Consider the following 26,490-nt stretch of genomic DNA (forward strand, 5'->3'; position numbering starts at 1 on the left):
CTGCAACATCGCGCTCGGGTACATACCTGCCGGGAAGTCGGCCGTCGGCACGGAGCTCACGGTGTGGCTGCCCGACGAATACGCCAGCGAGGCGGGCCGGCCGGACCGCGCGCGGGTGTGCGAGGTTCCCTTCCGCCCCTCAGTGAACCCCAGCGCCCGCGAGATCGCTTTCGCCCGGGGCCTGGACGCGACGGTGTAGGCGCCCGCATCCGTGAGCAGGTTCGGCCCAGCGCAAACCGGCTCTGATGCCGGCTCTGCGATCGGGCTCGGAATTCAGGGCATTTCCGCGGGTTTGCGGCCTTCAGATCCGGCCGGTGCGGCGCAGCAACCTCAGGTGGTTGCGCACGTTGTCGTGCTCGAAGTAGGCGTCCTGCAGGTGGCGGCGCCCCTTGGAGCGCAGCGCGGTGCGGCCGTGCAGCACACGGTGCCCGGCGCACAGCAGAATCTGCCCGCCCTCCAACCGGACGGAAGCCTGGGCGTTGGGGTCATTGATGCGCCTGGACAGCTCGTGGTAGGCGGCGTAGAAGTCGCCAAGCCGAGGCTCCGACAGGGGAATGGCCTGCATTTGCTGGGTGTTGAAGCGCAGCAACCTGATCTCGCCGCCGCTGTCCAGCTCGACCATGGGGTTGGCCGCGTAGCACTCGTACTCTTCGCTGAAGAGGCGAAAAGGCACCGGCACCGCGCAAAGCACGTCGAACTTGCCGGGGTGATCGTTGCGTAGTTCGTTGAGCACGCCGAAGCCGTCCACGACGCAAGACTCGCCGCCTTCGCATTCGTTCACCAGCATGTGCAGCGCCTGAACGCTGGGCGGCCAGTTGTAGCTGGTAAAGTCGTTGTGCGGCGCGACCGCCAGATCCGTGTGCGCGATGCTGTATCCCTTGGGGTCGACCACGACGTTGTGGATGCGTTCGAACAGCACTTCGCGGATTGGCCCCAAACGGGTCGCGAGCTGCTCCGACGAATCCGGGTCGGTGGGGGCGTCGACCAGCACGCAGACCCCGGTCCGCAGAATCTCCTCGATCATCTCCGCCGCCGTGCTGTCGTCCGCCAGGAACCGTTGATAGTCGTACTTGCGCGGCTGGAACCGGCTGTCCCAGTAGTGCAGGTCCAAACGAGGCCGGCTCAGGAGGCCGTGGATCTCACGTGACCGAAAGCGCGTGCGGTGTCCGTCCGGCCAGGCGATGGAGATGGCTTCGTGCTCGGATCCGGTGCGTTCGATGCTGACCTGCAACGGTCTCAGGTCCTTGGCGACCCGGAAGATGTGGAACCGCTTCTCCGTGGTCTGCACGACGCGGCACTCGCTGCAACCGCAATTGTCGCGCAGCCAGAGGTAGGGAAGACGGGTGCGTTCGCCACCGCTCCAAACCGCGGTCAGGTCATCGACATTCCGGGCGACGCTGCTGATCGATTGCTGCATGGTCGATCCCCTCGATCCGTTGTGACCGGCCCGGAGCATGCGCTGCCGCAACGGCTCCGGGCATCCGTGCGTTGAGGAACGCTTCGGAGCATTAGGTTCGCTTTTTTACCGCGTGTCAAGCACCGGCCCCGGGCGGGCTCCCTTGACATAGTCCTGCGTTTTCAAGCACGTTTCGTCGCCAGGAACCCTGATCGGAAGAGTGACAAGATCAGAGGGAGAAGGGGCCGGTTGTGGCCAGTACGAGCGCCGTTGCGGTAGAGCCCCCACCCCCCCGGAGGGACGGTCCTCATGCAGATCGAACGTGTCGAAGTCATGGTCGTGGCGCCGAAAGTTCAGCGCTTTACGTGGTCGCACGACCTGGATGAGCAGTACACGACCAATACCATCGTCCGGATCACGACGAAGGACGGCCACGAGGGCATCGGCGGCGTCTGGAACAGCACATCCTACGATTTTGATCGCTACACCTGCGAGACATTGCGGCACCTGATCCCCGCGGTGGTCGGCCAGGACGCGACGGCGCGGGAAGAGATCTGGAAAAGCCTGTGGCCGCGGGTCTTTCCCCTTCCGCCGCAAGCCCTGTCCGTCATCGACATCGCGTTGTGGGACCTGAGGGGAAAGGTCGCCGGAAAACCCCTTTATCAGCTCTTGGGAGGAGCAATGGATCGAATCCCATCGTATGCCAGCACGCCGATGCTGGACGACGTGCCGACGTACCTCCGCTTTATCGAAGAAATGATCGAGCGCGGCTTTACGGCCGTGAAGTTCCACTGCTGGTGCCTGCCCGAAAAGGACCTGGAGCTGGCCCGCGCCGCCCGCAAGGAATTCGGCGACGGTGTGGCCTTCATGTTGGACGCGGAAAACAACTACGACCTGCAGAGCGCCAAGCGGGTGGGCGCAGAGCTGGGCGACCTGGGATTCACCTGGTTCGAAGCTCCACTGTTTGACTACGACCTGCCGGGTTATCGCGAGCTGACCCGGAGCGTTGGAGTACCGGTCATTCCCTCGGGGAATTGGCTTCAGGACCTGACGGCATTCAAGCACGCAGTGGCGACCCAATGTTGGACGGCGGCCCGGACCGATGTCGCAGTCGCCGGCGGCTTCACAGGGGGCCGGAAGTACCTGGCCGCAGCGAAAGCCGCGGGTATGCGCTGCGAGGTCATGGCCTGGGGCACCACGCTGGTTTCAGCCGCCAACCTCCACCTGATGCTGGGGACCGGACTGAGCACCTATTTCGAGCAGGCGGTCCCGTGGGAACCGTACGAATACGGGATGCACGACGTGATCCGCGCCGGTCCCGACGGACATGTCGTCGCGCCGTCGGCTCCCGGCCTGGGGGTGGAAGTCGACTGGGACGCCATGGAAGCGGCAACGATCCACCGGCTCGATTCCCGGTCGCTGTCGTATTAGGAGCGGGGGTTGTTAACCCCCGCGTGACCAATTTTCACAATGGAGCTCGAAAGCATGGGCGCCCGTGCGGTTTCATCATCGTCCGTCCTCTCCGCCCTGAAATTGCCGTCAAGCCCCCGAAATATCGCCATAGGCATGGAAGAGAAAACAGAGCCGCGGTAGGCCCTGCCTCCGGGCTTCGTGAAATGGCTCGGGACCGCGCGGAACTCTGGACGGAGAAGGGACAGTTCCCTAGCTGATCCGGATTTCTCACTTGGAGGTATTCACTCGATTGACCACGTGAACTCTCAACCTGGGTTGTCGGTGCGGGTGATCAACCTGGATCATATCTTCAAGAGCCGGAATCCGAACGAAGCACGGTTGATCCGGTGACCCGCATGGCCCGGACTGTGCGCGCGCGACCGGTTCCATCGAACACGCCCCTTGGCCCGCCAGGATTACGAGTGCTACCGCAATCACCCCAAACACCACCCGGCTGTACCAATCAGCCAACATGACAATTTGTCTCGATTCCATATTCACTCCCCCTGCGGTTCGTCGGCCTTGTATTGACGGGAATTTGAATCACGCAACCTAAAGATGGTTGCCACCACTATCTTGGATGCGTGTCCAGGCGAGATTTCTCAGTGTCAGAGCAACGGGAATGCCGGCGACCATGTACGGATGCAGGAAAGTGGCCGTTGAAATTGTCAGACGTCGAAGGAGTGGATCAGTCCAGAGCCGCTCGATCCCATTAATTTTTTGCCCGGTGAGCCCTTTCCGGAGAAAAAAACACATTTGTCTTCAGTGAGCTTGGAGACGCCATGAAAAACATCCCCCGAACCCCCGAAAAACGATTCACCAAATTGTCATCGATGGGACTGATACCCTCGCTGCGGTCGACTCCGTGGCGTCCGTACCTTTTCGCCCTTGCGGCAACGTTGCAACTCTTCAGTTGGGAGCCGCTCTGTGCGCAACAGAGGGATCCTGCAATAGAGATCTACGGATTAACAGGCGCTTACTATTTTGGAAACACATCGCACGTGTTGAAAGGCGGGGAATGGAAACCACAAATCGGGGTCGGTGGTTTGTTGCCTCTGGGATCGAAGTGGGCGCTGATGATCGATGGCGTCACGAGCCATCTGGAAGTCAACGAAGGGCCACACAATCGATACACCTACCATCCATTCACAGAGTTCTACAGACAGAATCCGGGGATTCAGAACAACGACGTTACGACGCAGAGACTGATTTCCGTTCTGCCATCCGTCGTCTGGCTGTGGAGAAGGGATCGATTCTCAACCTACATCGGCGGCGGCCTTGGGTTCGAGCAACAGCGCCAACTGATCAGGTATCAACCGGCTCAAGAACAGGAGAATCCTGACGGAAGCCGCATCCTTGTCCGCTCTGAAGAATTTGTGGAGTCCAGGGACATGGTATCTATCCTGCCCTTCAATCTCCGTGCGGGTGTGCTCGTGAGCCTCGCGCCGCGCGTTGTCTTGCGGGCGGGTTACTCGTTCGTTGGTGCGTATCTCGACACGGCCGCCTCCCAATCTCTGGAATTGGGGGTCGGATATCGTTTCTAGTTGTAAAGGCCGGAATTTGGGACGTTGCGGCGGAACCCGCTTTGCCGTCAGTCGCCGAATTACCGAACATCATCGGGGGTCAGAACGAGGTGAATGGGGGACAAGACTGTCCCCCCTCCCACCCCTCGCAATCTCGTCACGCGCGCCGAAGCAATAGAGTCGGCTCTGCGTTCGAATGAAGAGACGCCCGCCGGTAATCGCCGGTGTCGCGTACACGTCCTCGTTCAGGTCGTTGGTCTGCAGCACCTTCCAGTCGCGCCCGGGCTCCAGCACCACGGCTTTCCCGGCGTCGCTCACCATGTAGATCTTGCCGTCCCCGGCGACGGGAGAAGCGTAGAAGCCGTCCAGCGCTTCCTGCAGCCTGCCCTGTTTGAGGACCTTTCCGCTATCCGGATCCAATGCCGTCACGATGCCGCCGTTACGCACGAGGTAGAGCACACCGCGATAGAGAATCGGTGAAGCGACGTCGGGCAGCGACTTCTGATGACGCCAGAGCAGGTGAGACTTGGTCACGTTCCCCCGGCCGCCGAGGCGAATGGCCATGCAGCCGTTCTCGGAGATCCGGCGGGCCCGGTAGTGCGCCCAGTCCCGTGCGTCCATGGTGCCGTTCTTGTTCCGGTCGTGCATCTCCCAACCGCGGGGCAGCCATTCCGAGGGGATCTCCTGCTTGGTCAGCTCCGAATCGCCGTTCGTGTCGAACCGGTCTGCCATCTCCTCGAACGGCGGCAACTCCAAGCGAACGTCCGGCTCCCCCCCGGGAGCCCACCCATTGAAGTAGAGCCGGTCCCCGGCGACGACGGGGACGGATTTGACCTGGTAGGTCAGGCCGTCGAGCCGCCACAGTTCGCGGCCGTCCGTCGCGTAGCCGGTCATGCGGTAAGACCCCGGGACGATGATCTCGGGCCTTCCCTGCCCCCGTTCGCGGACCACGGGCGTCGAGAAGCTGTGCACGAAGTCGGGCCGCGCCTGCTTCCAGAGAATCTTGCCGTCGGACGGATCCACTGCGATGACAAAGGCATCGAGGTCCTGGTCACAGACTTGGACCAGCTTCCCGTCGACCAGGATCGGGGAGGACCCCATGCCGTGAAAATTAGAGAACGGCCCCATGGGCAGCGTCCAGAGTTCGGTTCCGTCCGGACCGTAGGCGACGAGACCGTACCCGCCGAAGAAAGCGTAGACGTTGGTCCCGTCGGTAACCGGAGTCGGTGCCGCCTCGTCGTTCAGCCGGTGCATCCGCTCGACTCTTCTCGAGGGCGCGGCCCGGCGCCAGACCTCCTGGCCGGTCGAGCGGTCGAGGGCGATGGTGAGGAGATTGTCCCCGTGGTGCGCCGTCAGGAAGATTCTGCTGTCCGTCAGGATCGGCGAGGATTTGCCCGGAGGCAGAGTCGTCTCCCAGATCACGTTGGACCCGGGTCCGAAGTCCACGGGCAGCGGGCCCTCTTCAGCGACTCCGGTTCCGTTCGGCCCCCTGAACCGCGTCCAGTCCGACGCGATGGCAGCGCAGGTGAAAAGCAGCAATGAGAGGATCGTCTTGCCCAACAGCATCGCTAAAGCCTACCCGATTGGAGCGTGCAGAAGACAATGTTGTCGCCCACAAGCGGCGGAGAGAGGGAACGATTACGCCGTTTCGGTGAAGGGATTCCGGATCTGCAGGCCGTTTGTCTTGAATCCGTGCTGGAGATCCTCCGAATACAGCACCGAACAATTGGTTGCCAAGGCGGCGCGACCGGTCGTGCAACACTTGCGGTAGAGTTCAAGTGCCTGCCTTTGCTTGCGGGATCCGAAAGCGTCGTCAATGCAGACCAGTACGTTCGTGTCCAGGAAACTACGGGCGCTCATGAATCTGCTCGCGGTCGAATTTCCAATCTGCCCTGTCACCGTGGGCTTGATGTGACAGGCGAGCCACCTCGGCGGCAACGACCTCCCGCGACGAGCAGCCAGCGAGATCGATGAGATAATTCCGTACGGCTTGATTCAAGCTCAGTCCCAGGGCAGCAGCCGCTTTTCGGGCCCGTACAGCGACGGCGGCATCAACTGAGAGAGTTAGTTTCATATCGACACAGGATATGGTTGCACGGGCTCTGTGTCGATTGTGGATTGGTCGATCCCTGGACCGGGTTTTCCCTGTTGTCAGTACAGAGTGCGAAGTTGGGCGGACACCGCACCCACGACTTGAAACATCGATACTTCCCGCGTCATGGCCCCTCCGCCGGAGAAGGGCTAGAATGCTCAGCTATCGCACTTGGTCCGGCGAGCCACGCCCCGGTCCCGTTACCGGAGGATGTTCGCCGCGGAAATATTCCGAGGCCGGATTGCCGAATCCCAAGGCACAACACTCCGCGGAGGCACCGTGATGATGACGAACACCCGTTGGTTTTTGGCTCCGATCCTGGTCTGTCTGGGTCTCGCGCAGGATGTCCGATCCCAGGATCCGACCGCTCCTGTGGATCTGACCCCCTATCTCGTGCAGCCGAAAGCAGAGGGATCAGGCCCGTCCGGATTCAAGTTGGCCTTCGCCGGCGAGGCCGGACACCGGCTCCAGTTCCAATACGGCGCCAGGGAAGCCGTCGAACTCCAGGTGTCCGTCGGATACCCGGCGGGAGGGGCTCGGACCTTGCGCCGACTGCTGGAACCGACCCCGGAAACCACTCGGCACAGTTTCGATCTGGGTCCGCTGCTGGCCCATGGACCCTATCGTCCGATCCCCGCCTACACCCGAAAGGGTCCCCAGGCCAGGAGTTGGCGTCCCTTGCGCACCGGCTGGTGGGTCGATACCCAGGACGGGGGCAAGTATCTCGTCACCGTCATGGCGCGTCGGGTGCAGGATGGCAAGACCCTGTTCACCACCGACCTGCGTCTCCCCGTCCAGACCTGGGTGGGAGCGGATCTGGACCGCTTGGCCTACATCGACGACAACGCGGCCAAGATCGATCTCTGGCTGGAAAAGGGCGCACCGGTCACCGAGCTGGCGGTCGAAGTGGATATCGTGGAAGCCCGGACCGGTGTCCTGCGATCCTCCCCCAGCGCGGTGCGCCTGACCCGGGACAAGGTCGGGGTGTCATTCGACCTGACGGACCTGGAGCCTCAGACATATCACGTTCGAGTCCGGCCCCGGATCGACGGGCACCTCTGGGACGACGGCGTCCGCCGGGCTCTTTACGTGTTCCGGAACGGGCCGCCGCCCAAACCGGAGCCGCCCATCGAGATCCCGGTGGCTCCCCAATTGTTCCTGGACGACTTCCTGATCGACGAACAGCGGAATCTGAAGAGGGTCTTCCATCCGGCCCGCAAGCTGGACAGCCAGCCGCTCGTCCGGGCGGACCGGCCCTGGGAGGGGCACGCGGTCATGGTCCCCGTCGGCTCGAGATACGAATTCAACGAAAACAAGAATCGTTACGAACTGGAATACAACAGCCTCAATCCCCGCCACCGGTTGCTGGCCGTCTCCAGTGACGGCGTGCGTTGGACCAAGCCGGATCTGGGCCTGGTGGAGTTCGAGGGATCCCGGGCCAACAATATCCTGGAGGTCATTCCCCGCGGGAGCAACGTGGAAGCGAGGGGCAGTTTCGGGGGACTTTGGGACTACCGGACTCGCGGGGTGCCCGATCTCCGGACCGCCACCATGGTCTACACCCCCAAGACCGAAGACATGTTCTTCCTCCGGGGGACGTATCTCATGGTCACGGACTCGGATGGGATCCGGTATCTCACCACGGAACGGCCCTTCATGCGGCATCACTCGCAGTTGGAATCGTTGGACAACCCCAACGACAACCTGGGGCCCATGTTCTACGACGAGCGGACAGGTGAGCTGGTGTTGTACTTCGCGCCGCATCCTCCGGCCATGGGGCGGGGGCTGGTGCGCTACGACAACAAGTGGGCGGTCTCGCGGAACCTGGGACGCATGACCACGCGGGACGGCGTGAACTGGCACCGGAGCTACATCTGGGCGCCGCCGCGGGAGCATCCGAAGCACCAGAGCTACGGAATGCAGCGGGTAAAGCAGATCGGGGACCTCTACGTGGCGTTCTTTCCGCTCTACGACTGCGAGACGCAGCAGATGGACGTCCACATCTGGGTGAGCCGGAACGGAATCCACTGGGAGGACGTGGGCGGGGACCAAGCCTGGATCCCCAACGGACCCGATGGCAGCTTCGATCATGGGATCGTCTACAGTCTCATCGACGGTCCGGTGGATGGAGACCGGTCAGAGGCGTTCTACCACGGGACGAATACTCTGCATTTCAACGCCTGGATTCTGAACCGGTTGCGGGGTGGATTGGATGATCCTCCTGTGCCGGCCTCCGAGATCTATGACGACAAGACTTACAACGGTCGGCCCTACCTGTCCCAGCCGGCGCCGGTGGGGCCGGGATGGGCCATGTACGACTGCATCTGGAGCTGGCGGCGGCCGCAGTGCAATCCGACCATGGAGGAGGTGCGGGAGGCCTTCTGGGCCGAGCTGGAGACGCACACGGGTCAAAATCGCGGTAACCACGTCGAGAAAAGCTGGGAGTACGAGATCGTGCCGTACCGCGTGGAGTTTCGGACCAATGGGTTTGCGTCACGGCGCGCTGGAGAGCAGGTGGGTATGTTGACGACCCACCCGCTGATCTTTCAGGGAAGCCGGTTAACGGTGAATGCTGCTGCCAGCAAGGGTCATGTGGCTGTAGAGATTCTGGACGAAGGGGGCAGTCCTCTACCTGGTTACGGCCGGAAGGAGTGTCTGCTGAAGGCGTTCGACAGTACACAGCAGCAGGTGACCTGGAAGGGAAAATCGGATCTGGCCGCGTTGCGAGGGCAGCCAGTTCGTCTGCGCATCTACGTTGAGAACGCCGACCTCTACGGTTTTCAGATTCGCTAATCGCGATTGCACATTCGGACGAACAAATCCCTCGAGATTTCGTCTTTACCGTGTGTTTGCAGAATTGAGTGTAGCGGCGACGAGGATTGGGATAGAGACATTCATATTAATCGGATGCTGGAATCTACTAAATAGCAAACTCGGAATTACGACCTCCAGCACCAGCGTGATATGTGGAACATCGAAGGGTGAGCCACCGTCCTATTGAGGAGGCACAATGAAACTAACGATCGCACTTATCGCCCTATTGACTGTTCTCGCCACGAACCTGGCATCGGTCGCGGAAACGGTTGTGTTCCGCAAGGTTGATTTCTACGAAGATCTGAGTGACAAGGAAGAGAAGTACGACGCTCGGCTGGCACTTGATCCCGAAGCGAGAACGATCATGATCGCAGATGAAAAGCACGGTGCGGACAAGAAGGTCTATGCACTCATTCCATACGACAACGTAAAAAAGATCGTATATGAACGATCATCCCATAGACGGTACAAGGCAGGCTTACTGGTGACTCCTTGGCTACTTTTTAGCAAAGGGAAGAAACATTGGCTCACGATTGAGTTTGAAGGTGTGAACGACCTGCCCCTCGGTTATGTCTACGTCCGACTGCACAAAGGCAACTACCGGCGCGTTTTGTCTGCCCTGTCCAGCGGTGTGGGACTCGAGATTGAAGAAATTATTGAGGACTGATGTAATCCCGGGTCGGCCCACCGTCCATGTGATCCTTCATTAATCGGAAAAAAGGAGCGGGTATAAATGGTAACTGTCCCCTACTTCTTTTCGATCCCCGGTCAGCAGGTTGTCGATTCGTTGTGAGCCAGCTTCATATCGTGCAATGTCGACCCTGGATTGGTCGGATGTCCTGTCCGCTCAATCGGTTGCCGGACTCCCGTATTCAAGGTAGACTTCCGACAGCTTATTGCCCGTACAGAATCTTTTTTCGGTTCACGCCAGCCTTTTCGGACAGACTCCGGAGGGTGATTTCAGGTGATCTCCTGCCGACGAGACGTTGCCCAGTCGATCTTGCGGAGTCTCGCGGCCATGTTCGGGATCATATTTCTAACTGCTAGTACCCCTCATGGTGTCCGGCCCACAACCGAACAGACCGAGTTCTTCGAGTCCAAGATCAGGCCGTTGCTAGTAAAGAACTGCTACCAGTGCCACAGCGAGCAGGCCAAGATCCTGTACTCGAAGTTGCGCGTGGATGGTCGAGCCTCTTTGCTCAACGGAGGCACCCGGGGGGCGGCAATCGTCCCCGGTGACGCGGACGCAAGCCAGCTTATCCAGGCAGTCCGCTACGAAAACCTTGAAATGCCTCCAGCGGGAAGGTTAACGGAGGCCCAGATCCAAGCGCTGGTCAGATGGGTCGAGATCGGAGCACCCTGGCCGGATCTGGAGATTGCCGGCGCTATCAAAACCGCCGACAGGCAAACGAACCAGGCCGCGAGTGAGAACCACTGGGCTTGGAAGCCTGTGAAGAAGGTTCCCTCTCTCCCAGTTCGGAACAACACTTGGCCCGCCGATCCCATAGACAACTTTATTCTGAAGAAGCTGGAGGCCCGGGAGCTCGCTCCCTCCCCCGATGCTGACCGCTACACGCTTTTGCGGCGAGTTTACTTCGACCTCATCGGTCTTCCCCCAGAGCCCGAAGACGTTGCGGCGTTTGTCCACGACGACTCCGAACTCGCCTTCGAAAAGGTCATTGACCGGCTTCTGATATCCCCCGGATTCGGCGAGCGCTGGGGTCGGCACTGGCTCGATCTGACCAGCTACGCTGACAGTCTGGGACAGGGCCGCCGCATTCCGGCAAGGGAGGCCTGGCGATATCGCGACTACGTCATCAACGCCTTCAATTCCGACAAGCCCTACGACCGCTTTGTTCAAGAGCAGGTCTCTGGCGACGTCCTCCCCTGGAAAACCGACGCCGAGCGCCGTGAGCAGCTCGTAGCCACGGGTTTCCTGGCCATCGGGCCCTGGGCCGTGGTGGATTCCGACAAAGAAAAACTCCGCATGGATGTCGTGGACCAACAACTCGACACCCTGGGCCGGGCCCTTCAAGGCTTGACCCTCGGTTGCGCCCGCTGCCACGATCACAAATTCGATCCCATCCCCACCCGCGAGTACTACGCATTGGCGGGAATCTTCCGCAGCACTCGAACTCTCAACGGCCGAATGAGCGGCGGCTTCAGCGACGTCAACCGGGTGTTGCTGCCGGAGACCCCGTCCGAGATGAGAAAGCGCGCCCTCGCCACGGAGGAATACCAACAGACCCTGGACAGGTTCCTGAGCGAATATGAAGCCGTCGAAACTGAAAAGAAGCGCCTGACCGACCGGCAGAAAGCGCTTGACGAGGCAGGAACCGAAGCCAAGGAGGAGCTGGAGAAGGAACTCAAGGAAATCGACAAGAAGCTCAAGGAAGCGAAGGACCGGATCAGACTGTTGGAGTTCCGCCGTCCCGGTCCGCCGATGGCCATTGCCGTCCAGGATCGGCCGGTCCCCAAGGACTGTCGCGTCAACATCGGCGGGGACCCGCACAATCTCGGCGAAGAGGTTCCCAGGGGGTTTCTCTCAGTCGCTTCGCCCGCCAAGGCCGGCCGCATCGACAGCCATCGAAATCTGAAAGGGCTCTACGAGGGTTTCCAGAAATCGAGCGGCCGACTGGAGTTGGCCGAGTGGCTCATCGACCCGCAGAACCGCCTGCTGGCCAGAGTCATGGTCAACCGAATCTGGCATCATCTTTTCGGCGCCGGCTTGGTCCGTACGGTCGACAACTTCGGTGCCGGCGGAGAGCCTCCCAGCCATCCGGAACTGCTCGACTACCTCGCCTCCCGTTTTGTCGAGTTGGGATGGTCCGTCAAGGGCATGATCCGGGAGATCGTTCTCACGGGGACCTACCGTCAAGCCAGCAATCACAACCTGAGAGGGCACGAGATCGACCCGGACAACCGCCTGCTGTGGCGGGCCAATCGGCGCCGGTTGGAGGCGGAATCCTATCGCGATGCCGTGCTGGCCATCAGTGGCGCGCTGGACCGCACCCGGGGAGGCCCTACCCTGCCCCTGGATATCCCCGAAAGCATCGCGCTGGGTTTTCCCACGGCACTGACGCAGGACGCCAAGGTGAATGACGAGATTCTGAATCGTCGAACGATCTACCTGCCGTCGGTGCGCAAGAATCAGCTCCCGCAGCTCGACCTGCTGAATCTTTTCGATTTCCCCGATCCCGATCAGACCATCGGAGCCCGGTCGGTCACCACTGTCCCCACGCAGAGCCTCTATCTTTTGAATTCTCCCTTCCTCCGGGAGCAGGCTCTGCTGACGGCCCGCACCCTCCTGGAGGCCGGGGCGCCGGACGACAAGACGCGGGTCTCCGATTTTTTCCTGCAAGCCTTGAACCGGCCCGCCACCAACCAGGAAGTGGAGCAGGCGCTGGATTTCATCGCGAAATTCGAAGTGAAGCTGGGCCGTCTGCCGGAGGCGTCTGATGATTCGCGCCTGAATGCCTGGGCGCGCTACTGTCATTCCGTGTTTGCGTCAAACGAATTCCTTTTTCGAGGATGATCCCCATGAACCTCCCACCTCACCGAGACTTGACCCGCCGCCGTTTCTTGCAATCCTCCGCTTGCGGTTTCGGCTCAGTGGCGCTGGCCGCCATGTGCACCGAGCAGGCTTCGGCCGCCGCCGGCCCCCTGGCGCCGAAGGTTCCGCATGTTCCGCCCCGCGCCAAGCGCGTGATTTTCATGTGGATGGCGGGTGGCCCCTCCCAACTCGACATGTTCGACTACAAACCGCGGCTGGCGAAAGAGAGTGGAGAAGCCATTCCCTACGAGATCCCCGATGGGGTGGGGATGGACTTGAGCTGTCTGATGGGACCGATCTCCCCGATGCGGCCCCGGGGACAGTCCGGAATGATGATGACCGATTGGTTGCCCCATATGGCGAAGCACGCCGATGAGCTGTGTCTTCTCCGGGCCATGCAGGCGGACAACGAAGCTCATGCCCCCGCGGCCAGGCAACTGCACACCGGTGATCCCCGCCTGATTCGTCCGTCGATGGGATCGTGGGTCGGGTACGGGCTGGGAACCGAGAACCGGAATCTTCCCAGCTTCATCACCATCTGTCCCCTCCTCGTCGACGACACCGGGAACGTCCAGTTTTTCGGGAATTCATTCCTCCCCGCCGTCTACCAGGGAACGGTGCTGGGAAGCCGGGCCACCGGCGCCGAGAAAGCGGTGTTTCGTTATATCGAGGATCCGAGCCTGCCTGTCGATCTGCAGCGAGATCAGGTGGATTTCATTCAACAGATGAACCGGGCGCACCTGCAACAGGTTCGATCCGACCGCCAGATGGAGGGACTCATCCAGTCCTTCGAGCTGGCGTTTCGAATGCAGTCGGAGGCTCCGGACCTCATCGACCTGTCGTCCGAGTCAAAGGCTACACTCGACCTCTACGGCATCGGCTGGAAAGAGACCGACGAATTCGGACGCCAGTGCCTGCTGGCGCGGCGCTTTGCCGAAGCCGGCGTGCGTTTCATCCAGATCACCTCCAGCGGCTGGGACCATCACGAAGCGATCGGCAAGGGCCTCCCCCAAAAGTGCGCCAACATCGACAAGCCCACGGCCGGGCTGATCTCGGACCTCAAGGCCAGGGGACTGTTCGACGACACGCTCCTCGTCTGGTCGGGTGAATTCGGGCGAACCCCCCACTTCGAGGATTTTTCCTTCGGAGACAAGTCCCAATACGGGCGGGGTCACAACCCCGAAGGGTTCTGCACATGGATGGCCGGAGGGGGCGTGCGTGGAGGCATGGTCCACGGCGTCACCGACGAGTACGGGCTACGGGCCGTCGACCAGAAGGTGCACATTCACGACTTGCACGCCACCATCCTGCACCTGCTGGGCCTCGACCACGAGAGGCTGACCTATCGCTACAGCGGTCGCGACTTCCGCCTCACGGACGTCTACGGGCGGGTGGTGAATGAGATCCTGGCATGACGCCAGGCGTGGCCGGGTCCTGAGGGGCGGGCGCTCGGATCAGCGCCGAGACGAGTCGCACGGAACAGGGTAGACAAGGTCGGTCAGGGCTCTCATTTACGACGCCACCTCCTGGGTTTTCCCTGTTTCCGCCGCCCGGTAGGCAGCGAAAATCACCCTCATGAGATGGAGGCACTCCGCTGCCGTCATGGGAGGCGGGGAGAGCCCCAAGGCGGCGTCAACCGCCTCCTGCACCAGCGGACCGTACACGTAGGGTGGATTGGGATCGTCCTGATATTGGAAGAACTGGACACCCCGGGGCGCCTCGGGATGCGTGGAGTACCATTTCAAGGTCTCCCCATAGGGCAGGTCCATATGGAACCAACCCTTCGAACCCCAGAAACGGACCTGGTTCTGGTAGCCCTCGTCCAAGTAGTACCCGGCGTTGAGGGTTCCCACCAAGCCCTTGCTGAGGCGAAAGGAGACGACTGCTGCATCTTCGACCTCGATGGGCTGGCCTCCCACGTTCTCGCAGAGGGATGTGATCCGGTCAATCCGATCTCCAGTGAGGAATTGGATCAGGTCCAAGTAGTGGATCCCATGGAAGATGAGCTTTCCGCCTCCAGCCTTGTCCTTGAAGGAGAGCCAGGAGCGTTGATGTTCGGGGCGGGTCAGCCGCGTCTGGTCGCTGATCCAGTCCATGGTGGCCGAGTAGGGCTTCCCCAGAAAGCCGGACCGGATCAGGTCGCGCGCCTTCTTGACGGCCAGGCTCATCCGGGTCGCCATGGCCAACATCAGGTCCCGGCCGCGCGACTGCGCCAGCTCGACCAGAGGCTCGAAGTCTTCCAGGCGGGCACAGCCCGGCTTCTCCGTCATCACATGGCAGTTCGCCTCCAAGGCCAATCGGATGGCGGGAGGCGCGTGATGTCCTTCCAAAGTCACGACCACGAGCTTGGGGTGAACTCTCTCCAGCATCTCCCGATGGCTGCGGTAGGTTCCTTCCAGACGCCCGCCCAGTAGTTGTTTCGCCTGCTCGAAGGTCTTCCCCGTGGGGTCGGAAACGGCCACTCGACCCACTCCACGGGCCTGCGCAAAGCCCTTCAGGTAGTGTTCGGCGTGGCTGCCCGCTTCGCTGAAAAGGCCGGCGCTGAGGGATCCTTCAGCCGGTAGAGACCAGGCGGGTTCTGCTCTCCCGGAAGAAACGGCGAGGGTGGCCAGCCCTCCCAGGATCCGGCGTCGGGTGATTCTCTCCTGGTTCATGGGTTCCTCCTTCGATACCGTCATCCGGCCCCGCTTCCAAGCGGCTTTTTCTTGCGTACCCTCCATTGCGAGCGCGTCAGGCGCCGGCTTTCGTCGTCGTGATCCACCGGCTCAGGATGAAGAGCGCCAACGGGATCATGTAGATCAGGATTCCACCCAAGTGGCTCACTTGATACGAGAAAAGGAACTCGTAGATCCAAACGGCGGCCGCGGTGAACGCGCTGGCTGCCACAAAGGCCGAGTCCCGCCCGGTCCAGACCCTCTTTTTCTTGGGGAGGAGGACGAGATAGATCACAACCCCGGTGACCAGAAATCCCAGGAAGTGCAGCGGCCGGTACAGTGGGGGCCCGACGTACTGATCCAGGGACGCCAATCTTTCGTACAGGAGGACTGACAGGGCTACGGCCACGACGAGCCGCAGGAATCTCATCGCTCAGTTGCCATGCGGGAGCCTTCGGGCCGGCGCGCTCGAATCGATTCGGCGAAGCCGGGCTCAGTTACGGAACGAGGGGTCCCTCTGGTCCATGAGCCGGACCAGGGCGTCAAATTCCAGTTGGCCCAGGTCGGCGGCGCACTTGGCGAAATCGTCCATCTGATCCGCCGACCGCGCGACGACCGAATCGGACGGGATCACCAGTTTCTGCCGGCAGGCCATAGCATCGAGCTGGACCTGGCAGGCCCGCTCCAGACGGTAGATGTGCAGGAACGCCTCGGGGACGGTTGCTCCGACGCTCAACAGACCATGGTTGCGCAGGATCATGACGTTCGACGTTCCCAGGTCCTCGGCGAGCTTCCTGCGCTCGTCCAGGAACAGTTGAGAGCCCTCGTAGTCGTGGTAGCCGATATTGTTGTAGAAGCTGGTGGCGTTCATGCTGATGTTCAGGAGTCCGCATTCCAGCGCCGCCACGGCCATTCCGGCCCGGGTATGGGTGTGGATCACGCAGTGGGCATTCTCCCGGTGCTGGTGAATGGCGCTGTGGATGACGAACCCGGCCGGGTTGAAGGGATAGTCGGAGGGCTCGACCAGATTCCCGTCCAGGTCGATCTTCACCAGGCTGGAAGCCGTCATCTCGTCATAGCGCAGCCCGTAGGGGTTGATCAGAAAGTGGTGTTCGGGGCCGGGCACGCGAAGCGAGATATGCCCGTAGATCAGCTCGCACCAGTCGAAATAGTCCACGATCCGGTAGCACGCCGCGAGCTGGACCCGGAGATCCCATTCGACAGCATCGATTTCCCGAGGAACCTCAGTGACTACGGATGTCTGTATTGCCGCCATGGCTGATCCTCCTTGGAGGGGCGATTTCCTAATCGCCCATTCCTTTGTACGGCCGTTCCTTCATTGTTACGTCGGAGTTCGGCGGTTAGAAACCGCCGTTCCTGTTCGGCGGCTAGAAGCCGCCGCTCCTTTGGGATGAGATTACCACGACGTCAGGACGTTTCAAATCGGCGGTCGATGCGGTCCCACTGGTAGCCGAGTCCCGGCCCCCGAAGGGTAGACGTGCGGATCCTTCCCTGCTCCAGCTTGAAGAATCCAGGATGGACCGCCCGTTCCGGTTCGCTGCTGGCGGGGAAGAACTGGCGGCTGTTGGACTCCACGCCCCGTATGGTCTGCAGCCTACCGGCAAGCCCAGCCGACTGAAGCAGCGCGATCCCCGGATTGGTCAGATCCTGCACCGCGAACGGAACGCCGGCCGCCGCCGCCCGGGATGCCAGCACCAGTTCGGCCGATTGGCACTTGCAGGTCTTCAAGGCCAGCCCGCTGTAGCCCAGTTCCAACGCCAGTTCCAGATCCTCCAGCGAGCTCAGGGCCTCATCCACGATCACCGGCTTGATCTGCCGCAATTCCGTCATGTCCAACATTCGTTTTCGCAGATCCCTCTCGCAGGGCTGTTCCACGTAGAGCAGCGAGTCGAACGCAGCCCGGTTCTCTTCCCTCAACCGCACCAGAAGCTCCACCATGTACTGGGGTGTGCCGCACATCTCATTCGTGTCCGCCGTGAGCCACAGTTCATCGATACCGAGGCGGCGTTGCTCCGCACGGGCCAGGCGATAGACCTCCAACAGCCGGTTGAGATCCCACTCCAGGTCGGTCCCCACCAGCTTGACCTTCAGACAGCGGAGCGCCTCGTAGCGGATCCATTGGTCCAGGGAAACGGGAAGGCCGTCGTCGGGGTCATCTTCCGTGACTTCGGCCTCCGAAAGCTTGTCCATCCCCCCCACCAGGTGGAAGGCATCCACCTGTTCCGGCAAAGGATGGAGAAAATCCTCAACATAGCGGCCCGCGTAGGATGACCCCAACCAACGGGAGAGATCGTGGTCCATGTGCCCGGGGCCGTAGCCCAGGTAGGTGTCGATGCCCGCCGTGTTCCCGAAGGCATCGTGGAGGGCGGCGTCGGCGGCCGATGCGCAGATGAGCGCATTGAGCCGGGGCATCTCCTCGGCGGCCCCCGCGTCCCGGCAGAGGTCTCGCGCCAGGGTCTCCAATTCCGGCTCCAGTTCCCAAAAGAGGTCGATGGGGTGGGAGGAATCCTGTACGTCCCGGAGACGCCGGCACCAGGAACGCACGAGTTGGACCATCAGGTTCTCCCGCTGCGGATGGTCCACGCGGCTTGAGGGCCAGCCCCAGACGTCGGAAAGAAAGATGGCGCCCCAGCCTTCTCCTCTCTCTCCGCGCCGGTTCTCCACCAGGACCCGAACGTGGCACAGCCAGGCCGAATCCATCACCACTCCGCCGAACTTCAGGGGTGTCCGGGATCGTTCCCGGGTGAAGTAAGGTTGAATCTCCAGGATCCGAATATCCGTTTCCATGGCTGGTTCCCTACCCCGCCAACAAACTCTTCACCATCGGCACGACCCTGAGGGCCGTCATGCCGGCGATTCCCAACAGGACGGTCACGCCTACAAGGACGAAGGCCCGTTCCGGCAGCGACAACGGACGCCGCGCCATGGCGTCCCGGTCGAAGAAGGCCAGCAACGTGGCCAGTACGCCCAGGGGCATCGCCAGCAGGGTCAGGGCCTGGGCCAAGGCGAGGGCACGGATCTCCAACTGGCTCTTTGCGACAGAGGCCGACGTTGCCGACGCATCAGCCGGCGCCTCGGACTGAAGGATGGCAACAGCAGTGGCCATGCCGATGACCAGGATGATCCCGGCGATGAGCTTGGTCGTGGGAGAGTTGACCTTGCCCCCCAGGCCCAGCCCGTCGTTGACCAGGACCCCGCCGACCATGGCGTTGGTCACGAAGCTGGAGAAGGCTGCGGTGCCGAAACCGACGCAGAAGATGATCCGGGCGTACGGTCCGAAGACGCCCTCTAGTTGCATTGCCATGCCCGCGGCGCTGTCCACACGTCCGTCCGGGTAAAGAACGGCGGCCGCAGTCATCATGATCACGCAGCCGATGGCCGTGTAGAGAACGGACGCCAGCACCGTGTCGGTGACGCCGCTGGAGAGATCTTCTTCCTTCCAGCCCTTGGCACGGACCAGGTAGGCCTGGAAGAAGGCCGCCACCATCACGAACGTGGTGGCCACCAGGCCGCCTAACGTGAGCCAGTCGGCTCCCTCCGGAATATTGGGGATGGTCGCGCCCTTCAGGGCGGACAACCAGTCGGGGCCGGCCCACAGCAGGTTGGCCGCGAACGCCAGGACCATGAAGACCAGGAAGAAGGTCATCAACCTTTCCAGCAGCAGGTAGATGTTCCGGAAGCCTGCGAGGAAGACGATGGAGAGCAGCGTGAATCCCACCGGCCAGACCAACTTGGGGACGTCTCCAAAGAGCGTGGTCATGGCGGCGGTGACGCCCAGGTTGTTCCCGAACTGGAAGGTGGCGTTCACCGAGGCCAGGGAGAAGCCGCAGACCACGGCGAACCAGGGGCCCAGCTTTCGGGAGGCCAGTCCCAGAAAGGTCTCTTGTGAGTAGAGTCCGAATCGCAGGAAGAGGGCGAGAAACCCCGCCATGAGGGCGCCGGCAAGGATGGCCAGCCAGAGCATGGAGTAGCCGTAGACCGCGCCGGTTCGCGACATCAGGGTGACGCTGCCCGGTCCGATAATGCAGGCCCCCACGATAAACGCGGGTCCGATGCGTCTCAATCCGATGGCCATGGTCGAAACCTCTCCCTATTGTCTAATGGGAGCCGGAGTTTTCCTACCCCCGCTGTTCCGGTTTGGGAAACCTCAAATTATTACGCGCAAAAGAAGACGGGGGGACTAACAGTCCCCCCTCCTGGCGACGATATTCGCCCTGGATTGATATACTCGTGCGACACCCCGAATCGAGGTTGGCGTATGCGCTGGACACCAGTCCGAAGGCTCCAAACCTGGGCATCTCTCTTTGTGCTCAGCATTATGAGCACCGTCGCCCTGATGAGCGGATCGGGCCCGCCGCCCTCCGCGGACCGGGACGTCGACTTCGCCCGCGACATCCGCCCCATCCTCGAGGCCAACTGCAACCAGTGCCACGGCGCCGGCCAGAGCATGAACGGTCTTCGCCTGGATACCCGGGAGGCGGCCCTGAAGGGGGGCCAGTCCGGACCGGCCATCCTTCCCGGCGACGGTTCCTCGAGCCTCCTCTACCGGAAGATCGTCGGCGACGCCCCGGGGTCTCCCATGCCTCTCACGGGTACCCTGCCCCGCGACCAGGTCGAGATGATCCGTACTTGGCTGGACCAGGGAGCCCCTTGGACCGAGGCCATCGATGGAACCGGCGACGGCGTCAAGAAGCACTGGGCCTATGTCAATCCGGTCCGTCCTTCCCTTCCGAAGGTCAAAGATATGTCCCGGGTCCGCAATGCCATCGACCGCTTCGTCCTGGAGCGGTTGGAACGGGAAGGCCTGGAGCCGTCCCCGGAAGCCTCGCGGGAGACCTTGATCCGCCGCGTGACCCTGGATCTCATCGGGCTTCCGCCGACTCCCGAGGAAGTGGACGCCTTCGTCGAGGATCGGCGTCCGCTGGCCTACGAGCGACTCGTCGACCGGCTCCTGGCCTCGCCCCGCTACGGAGAGCGCTGGGCCCGGCCCTGGCTGGACCTGGCCCGATATGCCGACACCAACGGCTACATCCACGACCGGCGGCGCAACATGTGGCTCTATCGCGATTGGGTGATCAAGGCCATCAGCTCCGACATGCCCTTCGACCAGTTCACCATCGAGCAGATCGCGGGGGACCTGCTGACCGACGCCACTCCCGAGCAGAAGATCGCCACCGGATTCCACCGCAACACCATGATCAACACCGAGGGTGGCACCGACCCGGAGGAGTACCGGGTAGCGGCCATCCTGGACCGGGTCGAGACCACCGGAACCGTCTGGCTCGGGAGCACCATTGCCTGCGCCCAGTGCCACGATCACAAGTACGATCCCATCACCCAGGAGGAGTACTTCGGGATGTACGCCTTCTTCAACAACACGATGGAGGAGAACAACCCGAAGACGAAGGTCCGGCCGCAGAACGCCAGCATCACCCTGCCTCCCGCCGACTATCTGTCCTCTCACCGCTCCGAAATCGAGCGGGAGATCGTGGAGCTGAAGGCTGCATTGAAACGTTCCACGCCGGAGTTGGAGGCGGCGCGGACTCAATGGGAGACGCAAACGGCCACGGAGATGGTCTCCTGGAGCGATCTGGATCCGGTCACCTACTTCTCCCTGGGCGGCGCGGAACTGACCCTTCAGGGGGACGGTGCCCTGCTGGCTTCCGGACCGAAGCCGGGGCGCGAAACGTTTGTGGTCGTGACCGAGACCCACGTCGAGGGAATCACCGCCATCCGTCTGGAGACCCTGACGGATCCCAGCCTGCCCCACGGCGGGTCCAGCCGGAGTTCCGACGGGGAGTTCATTTTGACCGAGTTTGAAGTGGTGGCGGAGCCTCTGGCCGCCTCGGGATCCTCCTCACCGGTGGCGTTCAGCGGCGCCGCGGCCGAGATCGATCCCGTTACCATGGGAATTCGCCGCGCCCTGGACGGCGACCCCACCACCGGCTGGTCCAACAGCGGGACCAAGCAAGAGAACAGGGTCGAACGCCAGGCCATTTTCCTGTCCGAGTCTCCCTTGGGCTTTTCGGGTGGAACCCGGTTCACCATCCGCCTGAGACATGAGGGAGAGAAGCCGGGCAAGACAATCGGCCGTTTTCGTTTTTCCGTGACCCGGGATCAGGACCCGGCCCGGAACGTCAAGCTCCCGACGCGGGCAGAACGCGTCCTGGCCGTTCCCCCCGTCCGGAGGACCGAGGTCCAACGCCGGACCCTGAACGACTACTATCGCGGCTTCGCCCCCCTGCTGACGCCGAAACGGCAACGGCTCTCCGAGCTTCTGGCCTTCTGGAAGCAGTTGACCTCGCCCAACAGCCTGGTCATGAAAGAGCTGGAGAAGCCCCGGACCACCCATCTGTTTGTCAAGGGAAGTTTTTTGGACCCGGGCAAGGAGGTCCATCCGGGCGTCCCCACGGTGCTCCATGCCCTGCCGGAGAGCGACACGCCGCCCAATCGCCTGACCCTGGCCCGCTGGCTCGTCTCGCCGGAGAACCCCCTGGTGGGACGGGTCACCATGAATCGGCTCTGGGCCGATCATTTCGGCCGGCCACTGGTCACGACGCCGGAAAACCTGGGGACACAGGGCGACCGACCCACGCATCCGGAGCTTCTGGATTGGCTCGCCACCGAGTTCGTGGATCAGAATTGGTCCATGAAGACCATGCATCGTTTGATGGTCACATCGGCGACCTATCGTCAAGATTCCCGCATGGGAGAGGTCCTGCGGGAAAAGGACCCCTCCAACCAGTTCTACGCCCGTGGGCCGCGCTTCCGGATGGATGCCGAAATGATTCGGGACAGCGCGCTGAGCACCGCGGGACTCCTCAGTCTGAGGCCTTACGGTCCCAGTGTCTTTCCGCCTCAGCCCAAGGGGCTCTGGGACAACCTGTACGTGGCGGACACCTGGATCACGGGTCGCGGTGACGACCGCTACCGGCGGGGTCTCTACACTTTCCTGAAGCGGATTCGTCCCTATCCCTTCTACGCCAATTTCGACGCTCCCAGCCGTGAGTCCACGTGCGTGGCTCGCAGCCGGTCCAATACGCCGCTCCAAGCGCTGAACTTGATGAACGACCAGACCTTTCTGGAAGCCGCCCGGGGACTGGCCCACCGCATGATCTCGGAAACGGGTCCGGAAACGGCCGACCGGATCTCCCACGGATTTCGCCTTTGTGTCGGTCGCCGGCCGTCACCCGGAGAGCTTCAGGATCTGACCGCCCTCTATCGGCTTCAAATGCAGAACCTGTCCGGATCCGCTCCGGATGCGGCGAATGCGCGCGAGAAGGCGGAAACCGGAGATTTCATGGCCTGGACCAGTGTGGCTCAGGTGCTCCTGAATTTGGATGAAACCATCTCGCGACCGTGAGTCCCAGGAAAAGGCACCCATGAACAGCCAACAGGAGTTTTTGAAAGCCGTCACCCGCCGTCACTTTTTCTTCCGGGGAGGGATGAGCATCGGGTCCATCGCCCTGGCCGGGATGTTGGACGACCGGCTATTGTCGGCGCCCGCCCCGGATGCCCGCCATCCCATGGCGCCGAAAGCGGGGCACTTCGAACCCAAGGCCAAGAACGTTATCTTCCTTTTCATGTCGGGCGGTCCTTCTCAGCTCGACATGTTCGACAACAAGCCGCGGCTCACGGAAATGGACGGCCAGAACGTCGCGGAGGGAACGCTGGACGGCAAACGGTTCGCCTTCTTGCGAGGGACGCCTCAGGCCTTGGCTTCTCCCTACTCTTTCGGTCAATACGGTGAGTCGGGGGGCGAGGTCTCGGAGTTGCTGCCCCACCTCGCCGAGGTCGTGGACGACCTGACCATCGTAAAGTCGGTCCACGCGGAGCAGTTCAACCACGCTCCGGCACAATTGTTCATGAACACGGGGCACCATCTCATCGGCCGGCCCAGCATGGGTTCGTGGCTGACCTACGGGCTGGGCAGCGAGAACCGCGACCTCCCGGGCTTCGTGGTCCTGCAATCGGGTCCGGTGGAGGTCTTCGCCGGCAATTCGTGCTGGGGTCCTGCATTCCTTCCCACCGTCTATCAGGGAGTCCAGTTCCGGTCCCAGGGCGATCCGGTACTCTTCTTGTCCGATCCCGAATGGATGACCCGCAAGGCTCGCCGCCAATCGCTTGACACTCTGAAGAAGCTCAATCAACGGCAATACGAGGCCGTGGGGGATCCGGAGATCCTGACCCGCATCGCCTCCTACGAATTGGCCTACCGGATGCAGACCAGTGTCCCCGAACTGATGGACATCAACGGCGAACCGGAGCACATCCACCGCATGTACGGGACCGAGCCGGGAAAGGAATCCTTCGCCAACAACTGCCTCCTGGCCCGGCGCCTGGTGGAGCGGGGCGTCCGCTTCGTCCAGCTCTATCACCACGGATGGGACCACCACGGACTGATCGCCTCGGGGTCCATCATCCACAAGGAGGGGTTGCAGACGCGCTGCCTGGAGATCGACCAGGCCTCAGCCGCCCTGGTGAAGGACCTGAAAGACCGGGGCCTGCTGGAGGACACACTGGTGGTCTGGGGCGGCGAATTCGGCCGGACTCCCATGAACGAGCATCCCGGAAAGTATCCGGGACGAGACCATCATCCGTACGCATTCACCATGTGGATGGCCGGCGGCGGCACCAAGCCGGGAACCACCGTGGGCAAGACCGACGAGCTGGGATTCGACATCGTGGAAGATCCCATCCACATGCACGATATGCACGCAACCATTCTCCATCTGCTGGGTCTGGACCATACCCGGCTGGTCTACAAGTTCCAGGGACGCCAATTCCGCCTCACGGACGTGGGCGGCCACGTGGTGGACAAGCTGCTCGCATAGGGGAGCGGCGACAATCTTGTCGCCGGTGGAGCGGCGGTTTTCCTACCGCCGCACTCCGTTGTGACAAACTTGCCGACGAAGACTGGCGGACAAACAGTCCCGATTGTCCCTCAGTCAACTGAAGAGTATTTCTACTTGACCGGCAAGGCCAACGGAGCCTCCGGACTCAACGCATGCTGGAAAGCCGCCAGAGCCTCAGAGATGCCGTCCCCGTAAAAACGGAATTCATCGGGGATGGCCTTCTGTCGCGCATTTGCGTGTTTTAACATCTCCTGTCTGAACTCGTCCCGCATTCCCGGTGCCGATTCAGACTCCCATCCGGCTTCATTGAATGATGCCAACTCTGATTTCAAGTACTCCTTGAAGCCACGGAGAACGGTCTGCTGGCGCGTGAATTTTTCGCAGTGATGACCCATGCCGGCCAGACGGATTGCGAGCAGCAGGAATCGAGGATGATTCCTGGAGACTTTGGCGATATAGCGCGAAAACGGCGGCAACTGCTCCGGCGTCAGGCGCCGCCGGATCCGCATGATTCCCGCCAAGAGTATGTGGTTGCTTACCGGCTTGTAGACGTGTGGTACGGGGTTGAGGTTGTCGAGCAGGGTCAGGCAGCGGTCGAAATAATTCTCCAACGTTGCATCGTAGATGGTCCTGATGACCCGGAGATACCCTTCCACCAGCACCCCGGGATCCATCTGCGGCTTGAAGTTCAGGGCAGTGTCGTCGATCTCGACAGGTTTGTTCAACAGCCGATTCTCGCGCTCCAGCCGGTCCCACAGGTTGGTTCCCTTGAGTGCGGTCAGCAACCCGATCAGTGAGATCGGAATCCCGGCTGCCTGAATGAATTCGATCTGGGCGTCAAACGCGTTCTCATCGTCTTCGTCCAGCCCGAGGATGAAGCCGCCCAGAACATGCATCCCCTTCTGTTGAATCTTGCGCACAGCCGTGAGCAAGTAGTTGTCGTCGCGCATGTCGATGTTCTGAGGCTTCTTCATCTTCTTGAGAGCCGCCGGGTTGGGCGTTTCGATGCCGATGAAGACGGATTCGAAGCCAGCCTCGATCATGACATCCATCAAGTCGTTCATCCGAACGAGATTGACGGTCGCTTCGGTGGTCAGTGTAAAGGGATAGCGATGCTCCTTTTGCCATTCGGCGATCACCGGGAGGAGCCTTGAAACTTCCCGTTTGTTGCCAATGAAGTTGTCATCGACCAGAAAAAGCGGACCCCGCCAGCCCAACTCGTACAAATGGTCGAACTCGGCCACCATCTGTTCCGGTGATTTCGTTCGGGACACACGGCCGTACAACTTCGTAATGTCGCAAAACTCGCAATCGAAGGGACATCCCCGGGAGAACTGCAGGGACATCGAGTAATACTCGTTCATATTGATGAGGTCGAAACGGGGAACCGGGGACAGGGTCACATCCGGTTTCCTCGGGGCTCGGTAGACCGGTTTGGCCGTGCCGGTTTCCAGGTCGCGAAGGAATCCAGGAAAGATCTCCTCCACCTCATCGAGTACGAAATGATCTATGCCTTCCATTTCCTCATGAAACGTGGTGGGATGCGGCCCGCCGGCAACGACGGGAACCTGCGCGCGGTTGCAGCGCTCAACGACCTGCTCGAGGGAGGGGCGTTGCGGAATCATGCTCGATGTGAACACGAGATCCGCCCACTTCAAGTCGGTGTCTTCGAGCGAAGTCACATTGAGGTCGACCAGGCGCAAGTTGTACCGGGATGGGAACATCGCGGCGACGGTGAGCAGGCCGAGTGGTGGATGTGTCGATTTGATTCCCATGATGTCCAAGGCGTAGTCGTTGCCCCAGTAGGTGGGTGGGTGCTTCGGGTAGAGGAGAAGGGCGTTCGGCATGGCTCATGACTCCTCGTTCAGTACGCGCACACGTGCCAACGACAGGCCGGTGTCGTCATCGCCAAGTCCGGCCTCCCGACAGAAAGCCTAGTCCAAACGCATGGCCGACGGCCAGCCGGGGCACAGCTTCCGAACGCTGCTGGAGGATCTGGCGGCCATCGTTCGGTATCGGGTGGTTCTGAAGATCCCCGGAGCCCGTCCCTTCACCATCGTGACCCGGCCGACGCCGTTGCAAAAGCAGGCGCTGGAACGACTTGGAAATCGCCTATAGACGGTATCCAGT

Annotated in this window: 19 protein-coding genes; 10 read left to right on the forward strand and 9 right to left on the reverse strand. The window is 61.6% G+C overall.

Annotated features, from left to right (window positions below; all coding sequences use genetic code 11):
- Positions 1–199: aminomethyl transferase family protein (locus tag OXT71_21325; protein MDE2928935.1), on the forward strand; the 199-nt coding region annotated here is incomplete at its 5' end.
- Positions 200–301: 102 nt separating this feature from the next.
- Here OXT71_21325 and OXT71_21330 read toward each other — a convergent pair.
- The gene (locus OXT71_21330; GenBank protein MDE2928936.1) at positions 302–1,417 is read right to left on the reverse strand and encodes a TauD/TfdA family dioxygenase; all 1,116 of its coding nucleotides are present in this window, start codon (positions 1,415–1,417) and stop codon (positions 302–304) included.
- A 288-nt stretch (positions 1,418–1,705) separates the two neighbouring features.
- On the opposite strand from OXT71_21330, the gene OXT71_21335 reads away from it, so the two are divergent.
- Both OXT71_21335 and OXT71_21340 read left to right on the forward strand, forming a co-directional pair.
- Positions 1,706–2,827: a mandelate racemase/muconate lactonizing enzyme family protein gene (locus OXT71_21335; GenBank protein MDE2928937.1), complete on the forward strand. Its 1,122-nt coding sequence runs from the start codon at positions 1,706–1,708 to the stop codon at positions 2,825–2,827.
- Positions 2,828–3,630: 803 nt separating this feature from the next.
- The gene (locus tag OXT71_21340) at positions 3,631–4,392 is read left to right on the forward strand and encodes a hypothetical protein (GenBank protein MDE2928938.1); all 762 of its coding nucleotides are present in this window, start codon (positions 3,631–3,633) and stop codon (positions 4,390–4,392) included.
- A gap of 69 nt (positions 4,393–4,461) precedes the next feature.
- Here the strand turns inward: OXT71_21340 and OXT71_21345 are convergent, their stop codons facing one another.
- Together OXT71_21345 and OXT71_21350 are read right to left on the reverse strand one after the other, a co-directional pair.
- Positions 4,462–5,937 carry a PQQ-binding-like beta-propeller repeat protein gene (locus tag OXT71_21345; GenBank protein ID MDE2928939.1) on the reverse strand — a complete coding sequence of 492 codons (1,476 nt, stop codon included), beginning with the start codon at positions 5,935–5,937 and terminating at the stop codon, positions 4,462–4,464.
- A gap of 72 nt (positions 5,938–6,009) precedes the next feature.
- Positions 6,010–6,231 carry a hypothetical protein gene (locus OXT71_21350; GenBank protein ID MDE2928940.1) on the reverse strand — a complete coding sequence of 74 codons (222 nt, stop codon included), beginning with the start codon at positions 6,229–6,231 and terminating at the stop codon, positions 6,010–6,012.
- Between the two features lie 514 nt (positions 6,232–6,745).
- Here OXT71_21350 and OXT71_21355 point away from each other — a divergent pair.
- The 4 genes from OXT71_21355 (at position 6,746) to OXT71_21370 (ending at position 14,245) form a co-directional block, all read left to right on the forward strand.
- Positions 6,746–9,256 (forward strand): hypothetical protein, encoded by a 2,511-nt coding sequence (locus OXT71_21355; GenBank protein MDE2928941.1) that lies wholly within the window; start codon positions 6,746–6,748, stop codon positions 9,254–9,256.
- A gap of 217 nt (positions 9,257–9,473) precedes the next feature.
- The gene (locus tag OXT71_21360) at positions 9,474–9,944 is read left to right on the forward strand and encodes a hypothetical protein (GenBank protein MDE2928942.1); all 471 of its coding nucleotides are present in this window, start codon (positions 9,474–9,476) and stop codon (positions 9,942–9,944) included.
- A 351-nt stretch (positions 9,945–10,295) separates the two neighbouring features.
- Positions 10,296–12,812: a DUF1553 domain-containing protein gene (locus tag OXT71_21365; GenBank protein ID MDE2928943.1), complete on the forward strand. Its 2,517-nt coding sequence runs from the start codon at positions 10,296–10,298 to the stop codon at positions 12,810–12,812.
- A 5-nt stretch (positions 12,813–12,817) separates the two neighbouring features.
- The gene (locus tag OXT71_21370) at positions 12,818–14,245 is read left to right on the forward strand and encodes a DUF1501 domain-containing protein (GenBank protein ID MDE2928944.1); all 1,428 of its coding nucleotides are present in this window, start codon (positions 12,818–12,820) and stop codon (positions 14,243–14,245) included.
- A 96-nt stretch (positions 14,246–14,341) separates the two neighbouring features.
- Here OXT71_21370 and OXT71_21375 read toward each other — a convergent pair whose 3' ends face one another.
- The 5 genes from OXT71_21375 to OXT71_21395 all read right to left on the reverse strand — a co-directional run bounded on the left by OXT71_21375 (position 14,342) and on the right by OXT71_21395 (position 19,580).
- A complete protein-coding gene (locus tag OXT71_21375; protein MDE2928945.1) occupies positions 14,342–15,484 on the reverse strand; it encodes a Gfo/Idh/MocA family oxidoreductase in 1,143 nt (380 codons plus the stop codon).
- 76 nt (positions 15,485–15,560) lie between these two features.
- Positions 15,561–15,914 carry a hypothetical protein gene (locus OXT71_21380; protein MDE2928946.1) on the reverse strand — a complete coding sequence of 118 codons (354 nt, stop codon included), beginning with the start codon at positions 15,912–15,914 and terminating at the stop codon, positions 15,561–15,563.
- Between the two features lie 63 nt (positions 15,915–15,977).
- Positions 15,978–16,760 (reverse strand): class II aldolase/adducin family protein, encoded by a 783-nt coding sequence (locus OXT71_21385; protein MDE2928947.1) that lies wholly within the window; start codon positions 16,758–16,760, stop codon positions 15,978–15,980.
- 152 nt (positions 16,761–16,912) lie between these two features.
- Positions 16,913–18,292 (reverse strand): hypothetical protein, encoded by a 1,380-nt coding sequence (locus OXT71_21390; protein ID MDE2928948.1) that lies wholly within the window; start codon positions 18,290–18,292, stop codon positions 16,913–16,915.
- A 10-nt stretch (positions 18,293–18,302) separates the two neighbouring features.
- Complete coding sequence (locus OXT71_21395) at positions 18,303–19,580, reverse strand: Nramp family divalent metal transporter (GenBank protein MDE2928949.1); 1,278 nt, start codon at positions 19,578–19,580, stop codon at positions 18,303–18,305.
- A 243-nt stretch (positions 19,581–19,823) separates the two neighbouring features.
- Here OXT71_21395 and OXT71_21400 point away from each other — a divergent pair, with 243 nt between their 5' ends.
- Entirely contained in the window at positions 19,824–22,868 is a 3,045-nt protein-coding gene (locus tag OXT71_21400; GenBank protein MDE2928950.1) for a PSD1 and planctomycete cytochrome C domain-containing protein, read from the forward strand.
- A 19-nt stretch (positions 22,869–22,887) separates the two neighbouring features.
- Positions 22,888–24,339: a DUF1501 domain-containing protein gene (locus OXT71_21405; GenBank protein ID MDE2928951.1), complete on the forward strand. Its 1,452-nt coding sequence runs from the start codon at positions 22,888–22,890 to the stop codon at positions 24,337–24,339.
- A 131-nt stretch (positions 24,340–24,470) separates the two neighbouring features.
- On the opposite strand, the gene OXT71_21410 is transcribed toward OXT71_21405, so the two are convergent.
- Positions 24,471–26,207, reverse strand: a complete 1,737-nt coding sequence (locus OXT71_21410; GenBank protein MDE2928952.1) for a B12-binding domain-containing radical SAM protein — start codon at positions 26,205–26,207, stop codon at positions 24,471–24,473.
- Positions 26,208–26,307: 100 nt separating this feature from the next.
- On the opposite strand from OXT71_21410, the gene OXT71_21415 reads away from it, so the two are divergent.
- Positions 26,308–26,478 carry a hypothetical protein gene (locus OXT71_21415; protein MDE2928953.1) on the forward strand — a complete coding sequence of 57 codons (171 nt, stop codon included), beginning with the start codon at positions 26,308–26,310 and terminating at the stop codon, positions 26,476–26,478.
- Positions 26,479–26,490: the final 12 nt, after the last annotated feature.

Source organism: Acidobacteriota bacterium, assembly GCA_028874215.1.
Classification (GTDB): Bacteria; Acidobacteriota; UBA6911; order RPQK01; family JAJDTT01; genus JAJDTT01.

Excerpts from the sequence above, each read along its gene's own strand:
- OXT71_21365 (MDE2928943.1), top strand. The coding sequence starts at position 10,296 with ATGTTCGGGATCATATTTCTAACTGCTAGTACCCCTCATGGTGTCCGG.
- OXT71_21335 (MDE2928937.1), top strand. The coding sequence starts at position 1,706 with ATGCAGATCGAACGTGTCGAAGTCATGGTCGTGGCGCCGAAAGTTCAG.
- OXT71_21345 (MDE2928939.1), bottom strand. The coding sequence starts at position 5,937 with ATGCTGTTGGGCAAGACGATCCTCTCATTGCTGCTTTTCACCTGCGCT.
- OXT71_21390 (MDE2928948.1), bottom strand. The coding sequence starts at position 18,292 with ATGGAAACGGATATTCGGATCCTGGAGATTCAACCTTACTTCACCCGG.
- OXT71_21330 (MDE2928936.1), bottom strand. The coding sequence starts at position 1,417 with ATGCAGCAATCGATCAGCAGCGTCGCCCGGAATGTCGATGACCTGACC.
- OXT71_21360 (MDE2928942.1), top strand. The coding sequence starts at position 9,474 with ATGAAACTAACGATCGCACTTATCGCCCTATTGACTGTTCTCGCCACG.
- OXT71_21410 (MDE2928952.1), bottom strand. The coding sequence starts at position 26,207 with ATGCCGAACGCCCTTCTCCTCTACCCGAAGCACCCACCCACCTACTGG.
- OXT71_21370 (MDE2928944.1), top strand. The coding sequence starts at position 12,818 with ATGAACCTCCCACCTCACCGAGACTTGACCCGCCGCCGTTTCTTGCAA.
- OXT71_21375 (MDE2928945.1), bottom strand. The coding sequence starts at position 15,484 with ATGAACCAGGAGAGAATCACCCGACGCCGGATCCTGGGAGGGCTGGCC.
- OXT71_21395 (MDE2928949.1), bottom strand. The coding sequence starts at position 19,580 with ATGGCCATCGGATTGAGACGCATCGGACCCGCGTTTATCGTGGGGGCC.
- OXT71_21415 (MDE2928953.1), top strand. The coding sequence starts at position 26,308 with ATGGCCGACGGCCAGCCGGGGCACAGCTTCCGAACGCTGCTGGAGGAT.
- OXT71_21400 (MDE2928950.1), top strand. The coding sequence starts at position 19,824 with ATGAGCACCGTCGCCCTGATGAGCGGATCGGGCCCGCCGCCCTCCGCG.
- OXT71_21355 (MDE2928941.1), top strand. The coding sequence starts at position 6,746 with ATGATGACGAACACCCGTTGGTTTTTGGCTCCGATCCTGGTCTGTCTG.
- OXT71_21350 (MDE2928940.1), bottom strand. The coding sequence starts at position 6,231 with ATGAGCGCCCGTAGTTTCCTGGACACGAACGTACTGGTCTGCATTGAC.
- OXT71_21380 (MDE2928946.1), bottom strand. The coding sequence starts at position 15,914 with ATGAGATTCCTGCGGCTCGTCGTGGCCGTAGCCCTGTCAGTCCTCCTG.
- OXT71_21405 (MDE2928951.1), top strand. The coding sequence starts at position 22,888 with ATGAACAGCCAACAGGAGTTTTTGAAAGCCGTCACCCGCCGTCACTTT.
- OXT71_21340 (MDE2928938.1), top strand. The coding sequence starts at position 3,631 with ATGAAAAACATCCCCCGAACCCCCGAAAAACGATTCACCAAATTGTCA.
- OXT71_21385 (MDE2928947.1), bottom strand. The coding sequence starts at position 16,760 with ATGGCGGCAATACAGACATCCGTAGTCACTGAGGTTCCTCGGGAAATC.